Annotated in this window: 13 protein-coding genes; all 13 read left to right on the top strand. The window is 43.4% G+C overall.

Going from position 1 to position 16012, the window contains the following annotated elements; translation table 11 throughout:
• The first annotated feature begins 146 nt into the window (after positions 1 to 146).
• The 13 genes from thrS (at position 147) to pepT (ending at position 15992) form a co-directional block, all read left to right on the top strand.
• The gene (gene thrS / locus ACOMA8_RS10870) at positions 147 to 2087 is read left to right on the top strand and encodes a threonine--tRNA ligase (RefSeq protein WP_161899710.1); all 1941 of its coding nucleotides are present in this window, start codon (positions 147 to 149) and stop codon (positions 2085 to 2087) included.
• Between the two features lie 426 nt (positions 2088 to 2513).
• Positions 2514 to 2975 carry a MaoC family dehydratase gene (locus ACOMA8_RS10865; protein ID WP_161899711.1) on the top strand — a complete coding sequence of 154 codons (462 nt, stop codon included), beginning with the start codon at positions 2514 to 2516 and terminating at the stop codon, positions 2973 to 2975.
• Complete coding sequence (locus ACOMA8_RS10860) at positions 2968 to 3687, top strand: Bax inhibitor-1/YccA family protein (RefSeq protein ID WP_421370703.1); 720 nt, start codon at positions 2968 to 2970, stop codon at positions 3685 to 3687. Before ACOMA8_RS10865 ends, ACOMA8_RS10860 begins: the two co-directional genes overlap by 8 nt.
• A gap of 86 nt (positions 3688 to 3773) precedes the next feature.
• Positions 3774 to 4472: an LCP family protein gene (locus ACOMA8_RS10855; RefSeq protein ID WP_421370701.1), complete on the top strand. Its 699-nt coding sequence runs from the start codon at positions 3774 to 3776 to the stop codon at positions 4470 to 4472.
• A 236-nt stretch (positions 4473 to 4708) separates the two neighbouring features.
• The gene (gene polA / locus ACOMA8_RS10850) at positions 4709 to 7354 is read left to right on the top strand and encodes a DNA polymerase I (protein WP_161899713.1); all 2646 of its coding nucleotides are present in this window, start codon (positions 4709 to 4711) and stop codon (positions 7352 to 7354) included.
• Between the two features lie 163 nt (positions 7355 to 7517).
• The gene (gene mutM / locus ACOMA8_RS10845) at positions 7518 to 8528 is read left to right on the top strand and encodes a DNA-formamidopyrimidine glycosylase (protein WP_421370699.1); all 1011 of its coding nucleotides are present in this window, start codon (positions 7518 to 7520) and stop codon (positions 8526 to 8528) included.
• Between the two features lies 1 nt (position 8529).
• The gene (gene coaE, locus ACOMA8_RS10840; RefSeq protein WP_421370697.1) at positions 8530 to 9132 is read left to right on the top strand and encodes a dephospho-CoA kinase; all 603 of its coding nucleotides are present in this window, start codon (positions 8530 to 8532) and stop codon (positions 9130 to 9132) included.
• Positions 9133 to 9351: 219 nt separating this feature from the next.
• Entirely contained in the window at positions 9352 to 9822 is a 471-nt protein-coding gene (nrdR, locus tag ACOMA8_RS10835) for a transcriptional regulator NrdR (protein ID WP_161899716.1), read from the top strand.
• Between the two features lie 76 nt (positions 9823 to 9898).
• Positions 9899 to 11308 carry a DnaD domain protein gene (locus tag ACOMA8_RS10830; protein WP_421370693.1) on the top strand — a complete coding sequence of 470 codons (1410 nt, stop codon included), beginning with the start codon at positions 9899 to 9901 and terminating at the stop codon, positions 11306 to 11308.
• A complete protein-coding gene (gene dnaI / locus ACOMA8_RS10825) occupies positions 11308 to 12231 on the top strand; it encodes a primosomal protein DnaI (protein ID WP_421370691.1) in 924 nt (307 codons plus the stop codon). Before ACOMA8_RS10830 ends, dnaI begins: the two co-directional genes overlap by 1 nt.
• 505 nt (positions 12232 to 12736) lie before the next feature.
• Positions 12737 to 13459, top strand: a complete 723-nt coding sequence (locus ACOMA8_RS10820) for a tRNA (adenine(22)-N(1))-methyltransferase (protein ID WP_421370689.1) — start codon at positions 12737 to 12739, stop codon at positions 13457 to 13459.
• A gap of 101 nt (positions 13460 to 13560) precedes the next feature.
• Positions 13561 to 14685: a Nif3-like dinuclear metal center hexameric protein gene (locus ACOMA8_RS10815; RefSeq protein WP_421370687.1), complete on the top strand. Its 1125-nt coding sequence runs from the start codon at positions 13561 to 13563 to the stop codon at positions 14683 to 14685.
• 74 nt (positions 14686 to 14759) lie between these two features.
• Positions 14760 to 15992 (top strand): peptidase T, encoded by a 1233-nt coding sequence (gene pepT / locus ACOMA8_RS10810; RefSeq protein ID WP_421370685.1) that lies wholly within the window; start codon positions 14760 to 14762, stop codon positions 15990 to 15992.
• Positions 15993 to 16012: the final 20 nt, after the last annotated feature.

The following is a 16012-nucleotide window of genomic DNA, read 5'->3' as shown; positions in this document are numbered from 1 at the left end:
CGAATCATCGTGTTTGAATTTAGGTGGAACCACGTCTGTTACGTCCTAGTGCTTGTCAACATATAGTTGATAGGTGCTGGGACTTTTTTGTTTCCCGACGTTCGTTGCAATCGATCAGCAAAAAAATTATAAGGGGAGAAACTACTATGTCAATTAAAATCACATTTCCGGACGGCGCTGTAAAGGAATTTTCAGCCGGTGTCACCACTAAAGACATCGCAGCGGGAATTTCCAATAGCCTGGCGAAAAAAGCGCTCGCGGGCAAGTTTAATGGCGAGCTCATCGATCTAAATCGCGCAATCGAAACAGATGGCAGTATTGAAATCGTCACACCGGATTCTGAAGAAGCGCTGCCACTTTTGCGTCACTCCGCAGCTCATCTGATGGCCCAGGCTGCTCGCCGTCTATTTCCAACTATCCACTTTGGCGTAGGTCCAGCAATCGATAGCGGTTTTTATTATGATACAGACAACGGCGAACATCCGATTACTGCGGAAGATCTGCCAGCCATTGAAGCTGAAATGATGAAAATCGTTAAAGAAAATTTGCCTATCGAACGTCATGTATTGACTCGTGCTGAAGCTTTGGAACTTTTTGCTGGCGATCCTTATAAAGAAGAGCTGATCAGCGAAATGCCAGAAGATGAAGTAATTACCGCCTACAGCCAAGGAGAATTTGTTGATCTGTGTCGTGGACCTCATGTACCATCTACTGGACGTATCCAAGTCTTCCAACTGCTTTCTGTGGCAGGAGCCTACTGGCGGGGAGATTCAAAAAATCACATGATGCAACGGGTCTACGGAACAGCTTTCTTTGATAAAAAGGATTTGAAAGAATTCATCCGCTTGCGTGAAGAAGCCAAAGAACGCGATCACCGTAAATTAGGGAAAGAGTTGGACTTGTTCATGGTCTCTCCTGAAGTTGGTTCCGGGCTGCCATTCTGGTTGCCAAAAGGTGCCACCATCCGTCGTATCATCGAACGGTATATCGTGGATAAAGAAGTTAGCCTAGGGTACCAACACGTATACACACCAATCATGGCAGATGTCAATTTGTACAAAACATCTGGACACTGGGATCATTACCATGAAGATATGTTCCCACCAATGGATATGGGAGACGGTGAGATGCTGGTGTTGCGTCCAATGAACTGCCCGCACCACATGATGGTCTACAAAAACCATATTCATTCCTATCGTGAGCTGCCAATTCGTATCGCTGAATTAGGCATGATGCACCGCTACGAAAAATCCGGTGCGCTGAGCGGCTTGCAACGGGTTCGGGAAATGACTTTGAATGACGGGCACACATTTGTACGACCAGATCAAATCAAAGACGAATTTAAGCGGACACTAGATCTGATGACTTCCGTTTATGCAGATTTCAACGTAACTGATTACCGGTTCCGTTTGAGTTATCGTGATCCCAACAATACAGAAAAGTATTTTGATGACGATGCAATGTGGGAAAATGCCCAAACTATGCTGAAAGCTGCTATGGATGAACTGGGTCTGGACTACTTTGAAGCAGAAGGAGAAGCAGCCTTTTACGGACCAAAACTCGACGTCCAAGTAAAAACAGCTTTGGGGATGGAAGAAACACTATCCACTATCCAATTGGACTTCTTGCTGCCAGAGCGTTTTGATCTGACTTATGTCGGTGAAGATGGTGAAAATAATCACCGTCCGGTAGTTATCCACCGGGGGATTGTCTCTACGATGGAACGCTTTGTTGCTTACTTGACCGAAGTTTACAAGGGGGCTTTCCCAACTTGGCTGTCACCTGTACAAGCAACTATTATTCCGGTTTCTGTGGAAGCTCATAGTGATTACGCTTATGAGTTGAAAGAACGGATGCAAGTATTGGGCTTGCGCGTAGAAGTTGATGACCGCAATGAAAAGATGGGCTACAAGATTCGGGCTTCTCAAACACAAAAAATTCCGTATCAAATCGTCGTTGGCGATCAAGAAGTCAAAGATGCCACAGTCAATATCCGTAAATACGGCAGCAAAGAAACAGAAGTCTTGGAAGCCAACTTGTTTTTGGATGCCATTGCCGCTGAAGTCAAAAACTACAGTCGTGTTTAACAAAATCAGCAGAAAAACAAACAGGAACTTTTCTCTGATTGATTAAAAGAGCACCTTCAGAAATCTGTCGTAATCAAAGGCCGAACTTTGATTGCGACAGATTTTTGTTTTAAGGACTACCCGGAATTTGAGAGATAAGCAAGCTACTCATAAAAATGTAAGAAGTGACTGTCGCAATAAAAGGGGGACAGGCAAAAGCCAATCTGCGGATTGAAGCTCACCGCTGTCAGCTAAAGGGATTCGGTCTAAAGGCCGATTTTTTATTCGAAGTAAGGTGCTATACTGATTCAACTTTCTATTTTATAAGTGACCGTTGATTAAGTGACCGTTGATTTTTAGCGGATTGGAAAGACAAAACTTGCACTTTTAAAGGGTTTTGATAAAATTAGGTTAATCTAAATACAACCACTTTCGGAGGAATATGTTTTGCAGATAAACAGAAGCAAGAAAATAGGTAAGAATATTGATGAAATCGAGGAAGGGGACTCGTTGTCTTTAACGGAATCGATTGAAGATAGCCAGTTGTTGATTTATCTTGGGTTGACCAATGATGCCAATCCCCTTTACATTCAACACGACTACGCACAGGAGACGGAATATCAGCGCCCAATTGTGCCTTCAGTGATGTTGATGGGGATTATTACGTCAGCCATCAGTAAGCATCTGCCGGGACCGGGTTCTCATGTTGTTAATTTTTCGGTGAACTTTATTGAACCTGTCTACCACTACGAAACGCTGACCTTTGAATTTGAAGTCATCAAGGTCGATAAGATGAAAGACGTAGTGACCATTTCTGTTGAAGCCACAAATACAGAAGAAAGCCGTGTTCTGGATGCAGTCGTGATGGTGCAACCGCCATCAAAGAAAGAGAGTGATCACATTGGATAATCAAAATAATCTGCAACATCCCGGCCAATATGCGCCACAATTAAACGTGAGTGCACTGAATAAATTTTATGGCAAAGTCTATGGTATTTTTGCAGGCGGCTTGGGGCTGAGTGCCTTGACCGCTTGGTTGGGTGCAAATGTCTTTCGTACCCAGTTTTTAAATTTCATCGATCGCTTTCCACTTGGCTTTTGGGGACTTTGGATTGCGCAATTAGTCTTAGTGCTGCTGATGGGCAAAAAGGCTACTAAAAATCCTTCCTTCACGCTGGCAGGTTTTATCGTCTATTCACTTTTGACTGGCCTGACACTGACAGTGACGCTGATGACCTACAGCAAAGCAACCGTCGTTCAAGCTTTTGTAACTGCCACAGTGACCTTTGCCGGTGCAGCTTTGGTGGGGATGTTTATCAAAAAGGATCTAAGCGTTGTCGGTCGAGTGAGTCTGATTCTAGTTTGGGGTTTGATTATCACCATGTTGCTGAATGTATTTATTTTTCACAGCACCGGGTTGGATCTCATGCTGGCCATCGGGGGCGTCCTTGTATTCACAGGGCTGACTGCCTATGACAATCAGATGATTCGCACCTATTATTACCAATTCCAAAACCAAGAAAACACAGGGATTGCCGCCTTCGTAGCTTTGCAGTTGTACTTGGACTTCATCAATATCTTCTTGTACTTGCTGCGAATCTTCGGGTATGACGACAATTAACAATTTTGAAACTGTTTTGTCGGCGTTCTGCCGATAAAACAGTTTTTTTGAACTGAGAAAAACTGACGAGAGGAGGGAATAAAATAATGAAAGTGTTGTTTATTTTTGACGATCAAAAAGAATCGACATTTTACTTGTATGATTTAAAAGACGGGAAAAACCAATTGCTTCGGTTTTCTCCGGAAATCTTGATTGGAGAAAAAACGCTGGGCCAATTGTTTGTAGAGCACCCCATCGAAAAATTCATGGCTTATTTTAGTGTGGCCTTCGAAATTACGGTAGAGAAATATCTAGTCATGAAAAAAAGTGAGGGACTGGCTGCCGTCAAAGAATCTGGACTGGACAATGCCGGCTTCTTTCAAGTAGAAAATCCCACATCATTTACCGCACTGCAAAATGTCCGGCATTACGATTCGGGAACACTTTTTCTAACGATGACTGAAGTGGCTGCTTATATCAGCTGGCAAATTGATGATGATGGAACCTTTGGCGTTTTTACACGGCAAGAAGATGTGATTCGTTTGATGAAGAAAAAGCTGTTGAAACCACGCCTTTCCACAATCACCAAAAACATAGGCAACGTTAATTCCCATACACAAACGAACCTAGGGATAAAAGACATGCTGAAATTGGGCCAAGGTTATCTGGCAAAAGGAGATGACAGAATGGCCAAAACTACTTTGCCAGCAGCCGGAACCTATCAGTTAGCAGGAGATTTTCCTTACCGAATCACAGCAATCGACTGGCAGAACAATCCGATTCAATTGCACCCAGAGTTGCGCTGACGGGAATAGCAGTTTTGAAACGCAAAATTTTAGAGGGGCACTGACTTTTCATGAATAGTTATCTGCTGCAAAACATCGCTGAAATTTCAACACGTCAGCGATGTTTTGCGGCTGTTTTTTTGTTAGAATGAAAGAGGATAACCATCACTGTGAAAAGTAAAAAATGGTGAACAGCAGGCAGACCGTAGTTTAAGCGGGTTGCCAAAGATGATCAACTACAACAAAGGGGTAAAACCATGACCAAGAAAAAATTATTGCTGATTGACGGCAACAGTGTCGCTTTCAGAGCCTTTTTTGCACTCCACAATTCTTTGGAGCGGTTTAAAAACAATAGCGGACTACACACCAATGCAATTTATGCCTTTAACACCATGTTTGACAACGTGATGGCAAAAGAAAAACCGACGCATGTTTTGGTGGCTTTTGATGCGGGGAAGACGACATTTCGGACGGAAATGTACAAAGACTACAAAGCGGGTCGTGCCAAAACACCTGGAGAATTTCGAGAGCAGCTGCCTTATATCCGTGAATTAATCAATGGACTTGGCGTGCAGTATTATGAACTGCCAAACTATGAAGCTGACGATATTATCGGCACACTGGCGAAACAAGTGGACAAAGAGGAATTCGATGTGGTGATCGTTTCAGGTGACCGAGATTTGACACAGTTGGCAACCGATGAGATCAAAGTGGATATTACGGTGAAGGGCGTCTCTGAAATTGAGACCTATACTCCGGCTCATATTGCTGAAAAATACGATGGGCTGACGCCGGCACAAATCATCGATATGAAAGGTCTGGCAGGAGATACCTCTGACAACATTCCCGGAGTTACCAAGATTGGCGAAAAAACAGCAATCAAGTTATTGAAGGAATACGGCTCTGTGGAAGGCATCTACGAACATATTGATGAATTGAAAAAAAGCAAAATGAAGGAAAATCTGATTAACGACAAAGAGCAGGCCTTCTTATCCAAAAAGTTAGCGACAATCAATACCGAAGCACCAGTGGATGTAGCGATTGATAGTCTTATTTACACTGGCAAAGATTTGGAAAAACTGATTCCTTTTTATCAGGAAATGAACTTTAAAAGCTTTTTGGATAAATTGAATGTTACGGAAGATACTTCGGCATTGGAAGAGGTTTCTTTCAAAGTCGTCGATAGGTTTTCTGCGGATATGTTTACTTCAGAGATGGCGCTTTATGTTGAGATGTTAGGGGACAATTATCATACCGAAGACGTAGTAGCTGTTGCCTGGGGAACTAAAAAGCAGATTTACGTGACCACAGATTTGGCACTTTTTGAAAACGAAGCTTTTCTCACTTGGTTGGAAGCAGCCAACTCGAAGCAGGTTTATGATGCCAAAAGAACCTATGTCGCATTGAAGCGCTACACTGAAAAGCAGGCACAGGGAATCGCTTTTGACGTCCTGTTGGCGGCGTATTTGCTGGATACTAACGACAACTCCAACGACATTGCCGGCGTGGCACGACATTATGACTACAATGAGGTGCAGTCTGACGAGGCTGTTTATGGCAAAGGCGCCAAACGCGGGTTACCAGAAGATGAGGAGACCATGTTTGCTCATTTGGCACGGAAAATCCAAGCTATCCACTGGCTGAGTGACAGATTAGATGCCGATTTGAAAGCAAAAGACCAGTCCGCTTTATTTTATGAGATGGAACTCCCGTTGTCTTTCATTTTGGCAGAGATGGAAATTGCGGGTATCACGGTAGATCCGACACGCTTGCAGAAAATGAAAGGCGAGTTTTCCGTTCGCTTGCAGGAAATCGAAAAAAAGATTTTTGAAGAAGCAGGAGAAGTCTTCAATATCAATTCACCCAAACAGCTGGGTGTGATTTTATTTGAAAAAATGGGTCTGCCAGTAATTAAAAAGACGAAGACTGGTTATTCCACGGCAGTCGATGTTTTAGAGCAGCTGCGGGAACAAGCACCAATCGTTGACGATATTTTAAACTATCGGCAGATTGCCAAGATTCAATCGACTTATGTGGAAGGTTTGTTGAAAGTTATTGCACAAGACGGGAAAATTCACACACGATATGTGCAGACACTTACGCAAACAGGACGGCTGAGTTCAGTGGACCCTAATCTACAAAATATTCCGATTCGTTTAGAAGAGGGACGGAAAATCAGACAGGCATTTGTTCCTCGAGATAAGAACTGGTTAATCTACTCTTCTGACTATTCACAAATTGAACTGCGGGTGTTGGCCCACATTTCCGATGATGAACATTTGAAAGAAGCCTTTGTGGAAGGTCAAGATATCCACGCTTCCACTGCAATGCGGGTTTTCGGAATTGAAAAAGCAGAGGATGTCACACCGAATATGCGCCGTCAAGCCAAAGCGGTTAACTTCGGGATCGTCTACGGTATTTCTGACTATGGCTTGTCACAAAACCTGGGAATCACACGAAAAGCCGCGCAGCAGTACATTGATACCTATTTTGAAAAGTATCCTGGGGTCAAAAAGTACATGGAAGAAATCGTGCGAGAAGCCAAAGACAAAGGCTATGTTGAGACACTATATCATCGTCGGCGTTATTTACCGGAGATCAACTCCCGCAACTTCAACCTGCGAAGCTTTGCAGAGCGGACAGCGATTAACACGCCAATTCAAGGCAGTGCCGCCGATATTTTGAAAATTGCCATGATTGATTTAGCTCGTCGTCTAAAAGAAGAAGAGCTGGATGCAGTTATGTTACTGCAGGTCCACGATGAACTGGTTTTTGAAGTACCTGAAGACCAGTTGGAAAGATTGGATGCTTTGGTCAAGGAAGTCATGGAACAGGCAGTAAGTCTCAGTGTGCCTTTAATCACTGATTCATCTTGGGGCAAGACTTGGTACGAAGCGAAATAGCAAAAAGTCGTCGGGCAATCGGTTATTTCGATCGCACGGCGTCTTTGATTTTCTTATAGGAAGGCAAAATCCTTGTCAAAACTTAAGGGCGTCTTTTAAGCTGTTATAGTTATTGAGTTATAAAAGTACAGACAAAAAATGTCTCGTGAGGAGATGGATTCAGATGCCGGAATTGCCGGAAGTAGAAACTGTCCGAAAAGGCCTGGAACAGTTGGTGGTTGGAAAAACGATTGAAAAAGTTGAAGTTCGCTGGCCGAAAATCATCGAAATGCCAGAAGTTCCGTTGTTTCAAGTGTTGTTGGAAGGACAAACAATCAAAGAAGTCCACCGTAGAGGGAAGTTTCTTATTTTTAAACTGACAGATCACGATTTGATTAGTCATTTGCGGATGGAGGGAAAATACGAGTTCTTTCCCGCAGCAACGTCGAAAGAAGAGGTTGTGGAGTTGGGAGACACCTCGCTTTTAGCAGCAGAATCTAATGCTGCCCTTCGTTTAACAGAAGAACAGTTAAAAAAAGCAAAACTCGACCACGACTTGGAGAAAAAAAGGGAGCTTTTTCCCATCACAAAGCATACCCACGTCCTCTTTACCTTTACTGACCACAGCCAACTGCAATACCGGGATGTCCGTAAGTTTGGCCGGATGGCATTGGTAGCCAAAGACAGTGCAGATCAATACAAAGGAATTCGCCAGTTGGGTCCTGAGCCGCGACCAGAGTTGTTCACCTTTGACAATTTTAAGACAGGTCTACTGCGTTCTAAAAAGGCGATTAAGCCACTGTTGTTGGATCAGCGGTTGGTGACAGGGTTGGGAAATATCTATGTCGATGAGGCATTGTGGCAGGCAAAAATTCATCCGGAACAGCCGGCAGACACGTTGGCAGATAAAGAAATCCAACAGCTAAGGACTGCGATTATCGACGTCTTGGAGCGGGCTGTTCTAGCGGGTGGCACCACGATTCGAACCTATCTCAATGCATTGGGAGAGGCTGGGAAATTTCAATTGTCGCTGAATGTTTATGGACAAACCGCTAAGCCCTGCCCCCGCTGCGGTAGCCCAATTATCAAGATTAAAGTTGCTCAGCGGGGAACGCATTTGTGTCCCCACTGTCAAAAGCTGCAGCATCGTCAGCCGCGACAACCGCAAAATAGACGCGGCAAGGAGGAGAAATGACGTGACATTTGTACTTGGTGTGACTGGTTCTATTGCGACTGGTAAAACAACAGCTGTAAATGTATTCAAAGAATTTGGCATTCCGGTAGTGGACGGCGATCAAGTCGCTAGAAAAATTGTAGCACCCAATGAGCCAGCTTTAGCAGCCATCGTTTCGACCTTTGGCCAAGAGATGTTAACAAAAACCGGGCAGCTTAATCGCAAGCGCTTAGGCGACATTGTATTCAATGATCCCCAAAAAAGAAAACAATTGGATGATCTATTAGATGGTTATTTAAGAGAAGAGATTTTGCGACAGATTCGTACATCAGCTGCGCAGGCGTCCTTAGTAGTAGCTGATATTCCGCTGTTGTTTGAGCGGGGATATGAACAATACATGGATCAAGTGGCTGTTGTTTATATTCCGCAAACACTCCAGTTGGAGCGGCTAATGAGTCGAGATCAACTATCGGAAAAAGAAGCCCAGCAACGCATTGATAGTCAACTGTCCATTGAGGAAAAGGCAGCACGAGGAGATTGGGTCATCGACAATCAAGGGGAGCCTTCGCAAACTCGTCAGCAGATCCAAGATTGGCTGCAAGCCCATCATTTTATTGAAAACTAGTTAAATACTGTATCAACCGCGGAGAGTTTTAGCTAAGCAGCTTCGCGGTTTTTTCGGTGTTCTCTGCTTACTTCATCGGGTTTTTCTGTTATAATTATGAAAGATAAAGAATATGGAATCACGGCCTAAAAGCTGTTTGTAGAATAGTTTTCAGTGAAAGTAGAACAGTCTTTCAATCGTCTACGAATTATTATTTATTAAAAAAAGAAGGTGGAATTTATGCGTTGCCCAAAATGTCATCATAATTCAAGCCGCGTCATCGACAGTCGCCAGACGGATGACGGTCGCACGATCCGCCGCCGTCGCGAATGTGAGAACTGCGGCTACCGTTTTACAACTTTTGAACGAATTGAAGAAACACCACTTTTGGTGATTAAAAAAGACGGCAAACGGGAAGAGTTCAGCCGTGATAAAATTTTGCGTGGTTTGATCCGTTCCGCTGAGAAGCGACCGGTGGCAATGGAACAAATGGAGCAGATTGTGGACCATGTGGAAGAACGAGTGAGAGGTCTCGGAGAAAATGAAGTCTCTACCATCAAAATCGGTGAATATGTGATGGAGGAATTGAAAGAAGTCGATGAGATTTCCTATATTCGCTTTGCCAGTGTCTATCGCCAGTTCAAAGATATGTCGGTGTTTTTGAAAGAGCTACAAGAAATCGTCGAAAAAGCTAAGAATGGGGAAAATTGATGGGTTTATTTTGCAATAAGCGCTTTGCAAGAGTTTCTCTTCACCGCTGTATTGCTATGATCAAGGAGCTGTAAACTTGGACTATTCGAAAGAACAATTAAAACCAAAAGAAATTTATCGTCCTTTTAAAGCTCGTCCTTTACAAAGGGATGGAGAACAGGCGCTGTGCCATCTGTATCAACCAATCATTGGCAGCGATGCCGTGGCGGTTTATCTCTCTTTATTGACAGATGCAGAAGATGTTTCGCAAGATGAGTTTCTTCACATGGATGCACTGACTGCATTGGATATGGGGATACCACGCTTTGTTAGTGCCCGTGTCCGTTTGGAAGCAATTGGATTGTTGCGAGTATATACCAAAAATGACCGAGAATTAGGTCGACAATTTTTATATGAACTATTGGAGCCCGTGACACCAACGGCTTTTTTTCAAGACTCTCGTTATTGTCAATTACTTTTGCAAAAGGTCTCTCAGCACAAGTTCAATCAGCTGGCTATCCGCTTTGCTCCCAAGGACTTAGTTTTAGACGGATATCGTCAAGTGACTAAACGCTTTGCTGAAGTCTTTGGTGGAAAAACTGACTCAGAAAACTGGGCCTTAAACAATGCGGCAACATTAGACATCGAAAAGCAAACAGCAGCCTATCAAAATTTTGAGGACACCGGTGATTTGAAGGTGACATTGACAGATCTGGATTGGACTTTTATGAAAGATCTTGCCGAGAAGGAACACTTGGAAGCAATCGTCTTCACTGACGAACTTCGGGAGAGATTAGCCTTTTATCACGAGTTGTATGGCTATAATGAGATGGAGCTGGTTCAGCTGTTAGCAGATACGCTCCTGTTAGAAAATGGCAGCTTGACCATGAAACAGTTGGATCGTTTGGCAGAAATGCGGATGAAAGAGGCCCCTGTTGTTAAGCAATCAAGTGGATCAACTGATGGGGATGAGTTGATTCGCCGCAAAAACACTTTTTTAGCACAGGGGTATACAGAAGCAGACTGGCAAGCCATCCAAGCGGCCGAAACCTATCCGCCGTTGAAATACTTGCAAGGACTAAAAAAGGCCAAGCGGAGTTTTGTTACTAAAAATGAAGAATGGTTGTTAAAGGACTTAGTAGAAAAATCACCGCTGCCAAACAGTGTAATCAATCAGCTGATGAGTTATGTATTAGTGGATCAAAACAAGAGTGATCTTAACTCACGATTGGTAAATACTATTGCTACCGATTGGTCAGAGAAACAGTTGAAGACACCGGAAGACGCGATTACCTATGTGCGTCAAAGAAAGCTTGAGCTTGAAGAAGAAAAACAGAAAAAAGAAACCCGCAAGCAGGAAAATGCCAAGCGCTTTTCCAGCAATCGGCCCCAACGAACCGAGAAGCTGGAAGACTGGTCCAAATATCAGACAAAAACTGATCCAAAGCTTCAGGAGGAACTGGAACGGCGCATGAAAGAATTTTTGAAGGAAGAAGGTGATGGGTGATGGAAGACGTCGGTAAAACTATCAGCAATATGATGCGTGGCAACAACTATCAAGGACGTTATCAGGAAATGGTGGCAGCTATTTTGAAAGACCCAGATGTCCAAGACTTTTTGCATGAAAATCAAGAACGTTTGACACAAGAAGATATTGAAAAGAGTTATTCGAAACTCTATGAATTTGTCAAAGAAAAGCGCAAATTCCAATTAAAGGATCCAACGATGATTGCGCCGGGGTATGAGCCACGCCTGACGCTGAATTACCATTATGTGGATGTCTCTTACGTACCAACAGATGAACTGCTGGCTCAACGAGAACAAGAAGAGATAAAAAAACGTATCCAAACCTATGACATACCAAAAGATATTCGCAACGCTACCATGAAAACAGTATCACAGACCGCTGAGCGAACAGCGATTATTCTTCAGATTCTGCAGTTTGTCGAGGACTATTCCAAGGCACCTGGTGAATTTCATAAAGGACTGTATTTAGCTGGTGACGTGGGTCGAGGAAAGACTTATCTTTTAGGTGCAATGGCCAATGAGCTGGCAAAACGGGGCTTTGAAACTATGTTGGTTCATTACCCCACTTTTTCTTACAATATCAAGCGCAGTATCGGTGATAATACTGTCAATGAGAAGATGGATCCAGTCAGAAGAGCTCCTATCTTGGTACTAGACGATGTCGGTGCAGATGCGATTACCTCTTGGACCCGAGATGAAATTTTCGGTGTTATCCTGCAATATCGTATGCAAGAACAACTACCAACCTTCTTCACCTCCAATATGACGATGGCTGCATTAGAGGGATTTTTGACCTTTTCAAAAGATGGGGACGAACCTTTAAAAGCAAAACGCCTAATGGAACGGATTCGTTACTTGGCAAAAGAAGAAATTCTTCAGGGCCCAAATCTGCGTAATCCTTAGTCAATCTGTTAAATAAGAGATATCAATGGGAAATTTAGGGAGGGGATTATCATCGAAACGATTTTTTGGGGAACGTTAAAAGAAGACAGCGAGTCTACAAAGAACGCAGGAAATATCCGATTATGGCTGGAAAATATTACAGCGGACAAAGATCCTGAGAATATTCTGCCGCTTTTTCAAAGCGCAGGGGTGATTGTGCATCTCGTACCTGAACAGGTAAAGAACCTCCCCACTGATAGCAGCCTAAAAAAAGGAACACGGCTTAAACTCACACTTTCGGGATTGCCTATCATGACGATGTCGATTCCACCACAAATTCCCGGGCGCTCCGTAGCCTTTGTTGAACCAGCTTCGGAGGAGACCCTTATGAACCATTTAGAGAAAAAATGATCGCCAAATGGCAAAAGTCGAAGGATTACCGACTAATGGTGAGTTAAATCGGCTCTTTGTTGCCGAAAAACCACTGGATTGAGAAAAATGAATGAATTATTGGGAGTGTTTTCCTTTGAATGAACACAGTTTATCAAAACGACTAGCAATGGTAGGCGCTGAAGTGCCGTCTGGTGCGCGTTTGGCAGACATTGGCTCAGATCATGCTTATTTACCGACAGCATTGATGCTTGAGGGGAAAATCCAATACGCCGTTGCTGGTGAAGTAGTAAAAGGTCCGTTTGAATCGGCCAAAAGACAGGTGGCTAAAAATGGATTGTCAAACAAAATAACTGTACGTTTAGCGGACGGATTGGCGGCTATTGTTCCGGAAGACCGTATAGATACTGTAACAATTGCCGGAATGGGTGGAACGTTGACTGCTCATATTCTGGATGAAGGAGTTCGCAGTGGAAATCTGCAGAAAACTGAGCGACTGATTCTACAGCCAAATGTTGGGGAACAAAATGTCCGCCAATGGTTGATCGCCAACGAGTATTGGATTGAAAGAGAACATATTCTAGAAGAAAATGACAAAATCTATGAAATCATCGTTGCCCTTCCAGTAACAGCGGCGAAGATAGACTCACGTAAAGGGGAATACACGGAAAAAGATCTCTTCTTTGGTCCCTTATTGGCAGTTGAAAAATCACCGATCTTTCTTAAAAAATGGCAGAAGGAACGACAAAATCGGCAGCGCGTGTGGAATCAGTTGCAACAAGCAAGCACCCCTCAAACAGAAAAAATCACGGAGATAAAAGAACAGTTATCCTGGATTGAGGAGATACTGGCGGACTAGGATAGGCCTAAAAACACCGGTAGCTTATTTGTCTATCGGAGTTTTTTTGCTGTTTAACGGTGTGTATTTAGTTTAGATTATTTTGCGAGGAGGAAGCGTAGATGAGTATCGCAGCAAAAACATTTATTCGTCGATTTGAAGAATTTTGTCCCCTTTGGCTGGCTGAAGAAGGAGATCCGGTAGGTCTTCACATTGGGACGTTAGATAAATCAGTTAAACGGATTATGATGACCCTGGATGTCCGACCGGAAGTTGTTGCCGAAGCTGTCGCCAAACAAGTGGATTTGATTGTTGCCAAACATCCCCCTATTTTTCGACCAATTAAACGGTTGACCTCGGATGATCCCCAAAATGCTATGTATATGACATTGGTCAAGCATGACATTGCAGTCTATGCTGCCCATACCAATATGGATATCATTCATGATGGTCTCAACGACTGGTTTTGTGAGATGCTCGGCATACAGGTAGATGATTATATGACTCGCACCCATGTCGAAGGACTGAAAAAATTGGTGGTCTATGTACCGAAAGCAGCGGCTGAAAAGATGCGCTTGGCATTGGGTGCTGCCGGGGCTGGTCAACAGGGAAACTATCAGGATACTTCCTACACGATGTTTGGGGAAGGTCGTTTTACGCCAACGAAGGCTGCCCAGCCTTTAATCGGTCACGCTGAAGTTCCGGAAACTGTTGAAGAAGCTCGGATTGAAGTTATTTTCCCGGAGAAGAAGCAAGGAGAAGTTTTGAAAGCCATGTTTGCGGTTCATCCCTATGAAGAACCAGCATATGATCTGCTTTCTTTGGATAACGACCCGGTGACTTATGGGATTGGCCGCGTGGGGAACCTCGCGCAATTGCTGGCGATTGAAGACTTCTGTCAGCAGGTAAAAAAAGTATTTGATTTAGATGGGCTGCGTCTAGTAGAACCTCAGCAGGACGCCAAAAAGATGGTTCAGCGAATCGCCATCTGTGGCGGCAGTGGGGGGAACTTTTACTTGGATGCCCTAGCTAAAAAAGCAGATGTTTATCTCACGGGTGATGTCTATTATCATACGGCCCACGATATGCAGGCACATGGCTTGACGGTAATCGATCCGGGGCATAACATTGAACGTGTCTGCATTCCGCGCTTTATTGATAAGATGGAAGCTTGGAAAAAAGAACAAAACTGGGATGTGGAGTTTATCGCTTCTGAAACGAATACAAATCCCTTCCAGTACCGTTGAGAGGCTATTGTTAGCTAGTCCGCTTTTTTTGAAACAATACATTTGTCACACACTAATTTTTTGGAGGAATCAACATGTACGAAAATTTACTGCCACGCTTTTTGAAATATGTGAAAACTGAAACTCGCTCAAATTCACAGAGTAAAACGACACCGTCAACTGTTACTCAGGTTGCCTTCGCTCATGAATTGGAAAAAGAGATGACGGAGTTGGGACTGCAAGAAGTTTTTTATAATGAATCAAACGGTTTTGTGATTGGTACTCTACCAGCCAACACCGATAAAGACGTACGCACAATTGGTTTTATTGCCCACATGGATACTGCGGATTTCAATGCCGAAAATGTTAATCCTCAAATCATTGAAAATTACGATGGGGAATCTACTGTTCAATTGGATGAAGAGGGGAAGTATACCTTAAACACTAAGGATTTTCCGAATCTGAAAAATTACGCGGGTCAAACATTGATCACAACAGATGGTACGACGCTTTTAGGAGCTGATGATAAGTCAGGTATTGCTGAAATTATGACAGCAATGGAAATTTTGATTAAAAATCCTGAAATTAAGCATGGCACAATCAAAGTCGCTTTTGGACCGGATGAAGAAATCGGTATCGGCGCTGATAAATTTGATGTCGCTGAGTTTGGGGCAGACTTCGCTTATACGATGGACGGCGGACCGGTTGGTGAATTGCAGTTTGAAACCTTCAATGCTGCACAAGCGGAAATCACGATTGAAGGAAAAAATGTGCATCCGGGTACGGCAAAAGATACGATGATCAATGCGATTCAATTGGCCATTGATTTTCAAAATGCCTTGCCGCAAGATGAAGTTCCAGAAAAAACTGACGGCGCCCAAGGCTTTTTCCATTTGATGGCAATCTCAGGTTCTCCTGAAGAGGCTAAAATGAGCTATATTATCAGAGACCACGATCGCAAGGCTTTCGAGGAACGCAAACAGTTGATTGAAGCAACCGCTGAAAAAATCAATGCCCGCTTTGATCATTCTCGCGTCCACGTCGAACAATACGATCAATACTACAATATGCGGGAAATTATCGAAAAAGACATGTCTATCGTTGAACTGGCTAAAAATGCGATGCTGGCATTAAGCATTGAACCTGTGATTGAACCTGTTCGTGGTGGAACAGACGGATCCAAACTTTCTCAGATGGGCTTGCCGACACCAAATATTTTTGCCGGTGGTGAAAATATGCACGGCCGCTTTGAATTTGTTTCTCTACAGGCCATGGAAAAGGCTACAGATGTTATTGTGAAGATTGCTGAATTGAATGCAGCTGAATAAATGTAAAAAAACTTCTGAAA

Source organism: Enterococcus infantis, from assembly GCF_049166715.1.
Lineage (GTDB): Bacteria > Bacillota > Bacilli > Lactobacillales > Enterococcaceae > Enterococcus_C > Enterococcus_C leclercqii.
This window is presented reverse-complemented; position numbering and strand designations above follow the sequence as displayed.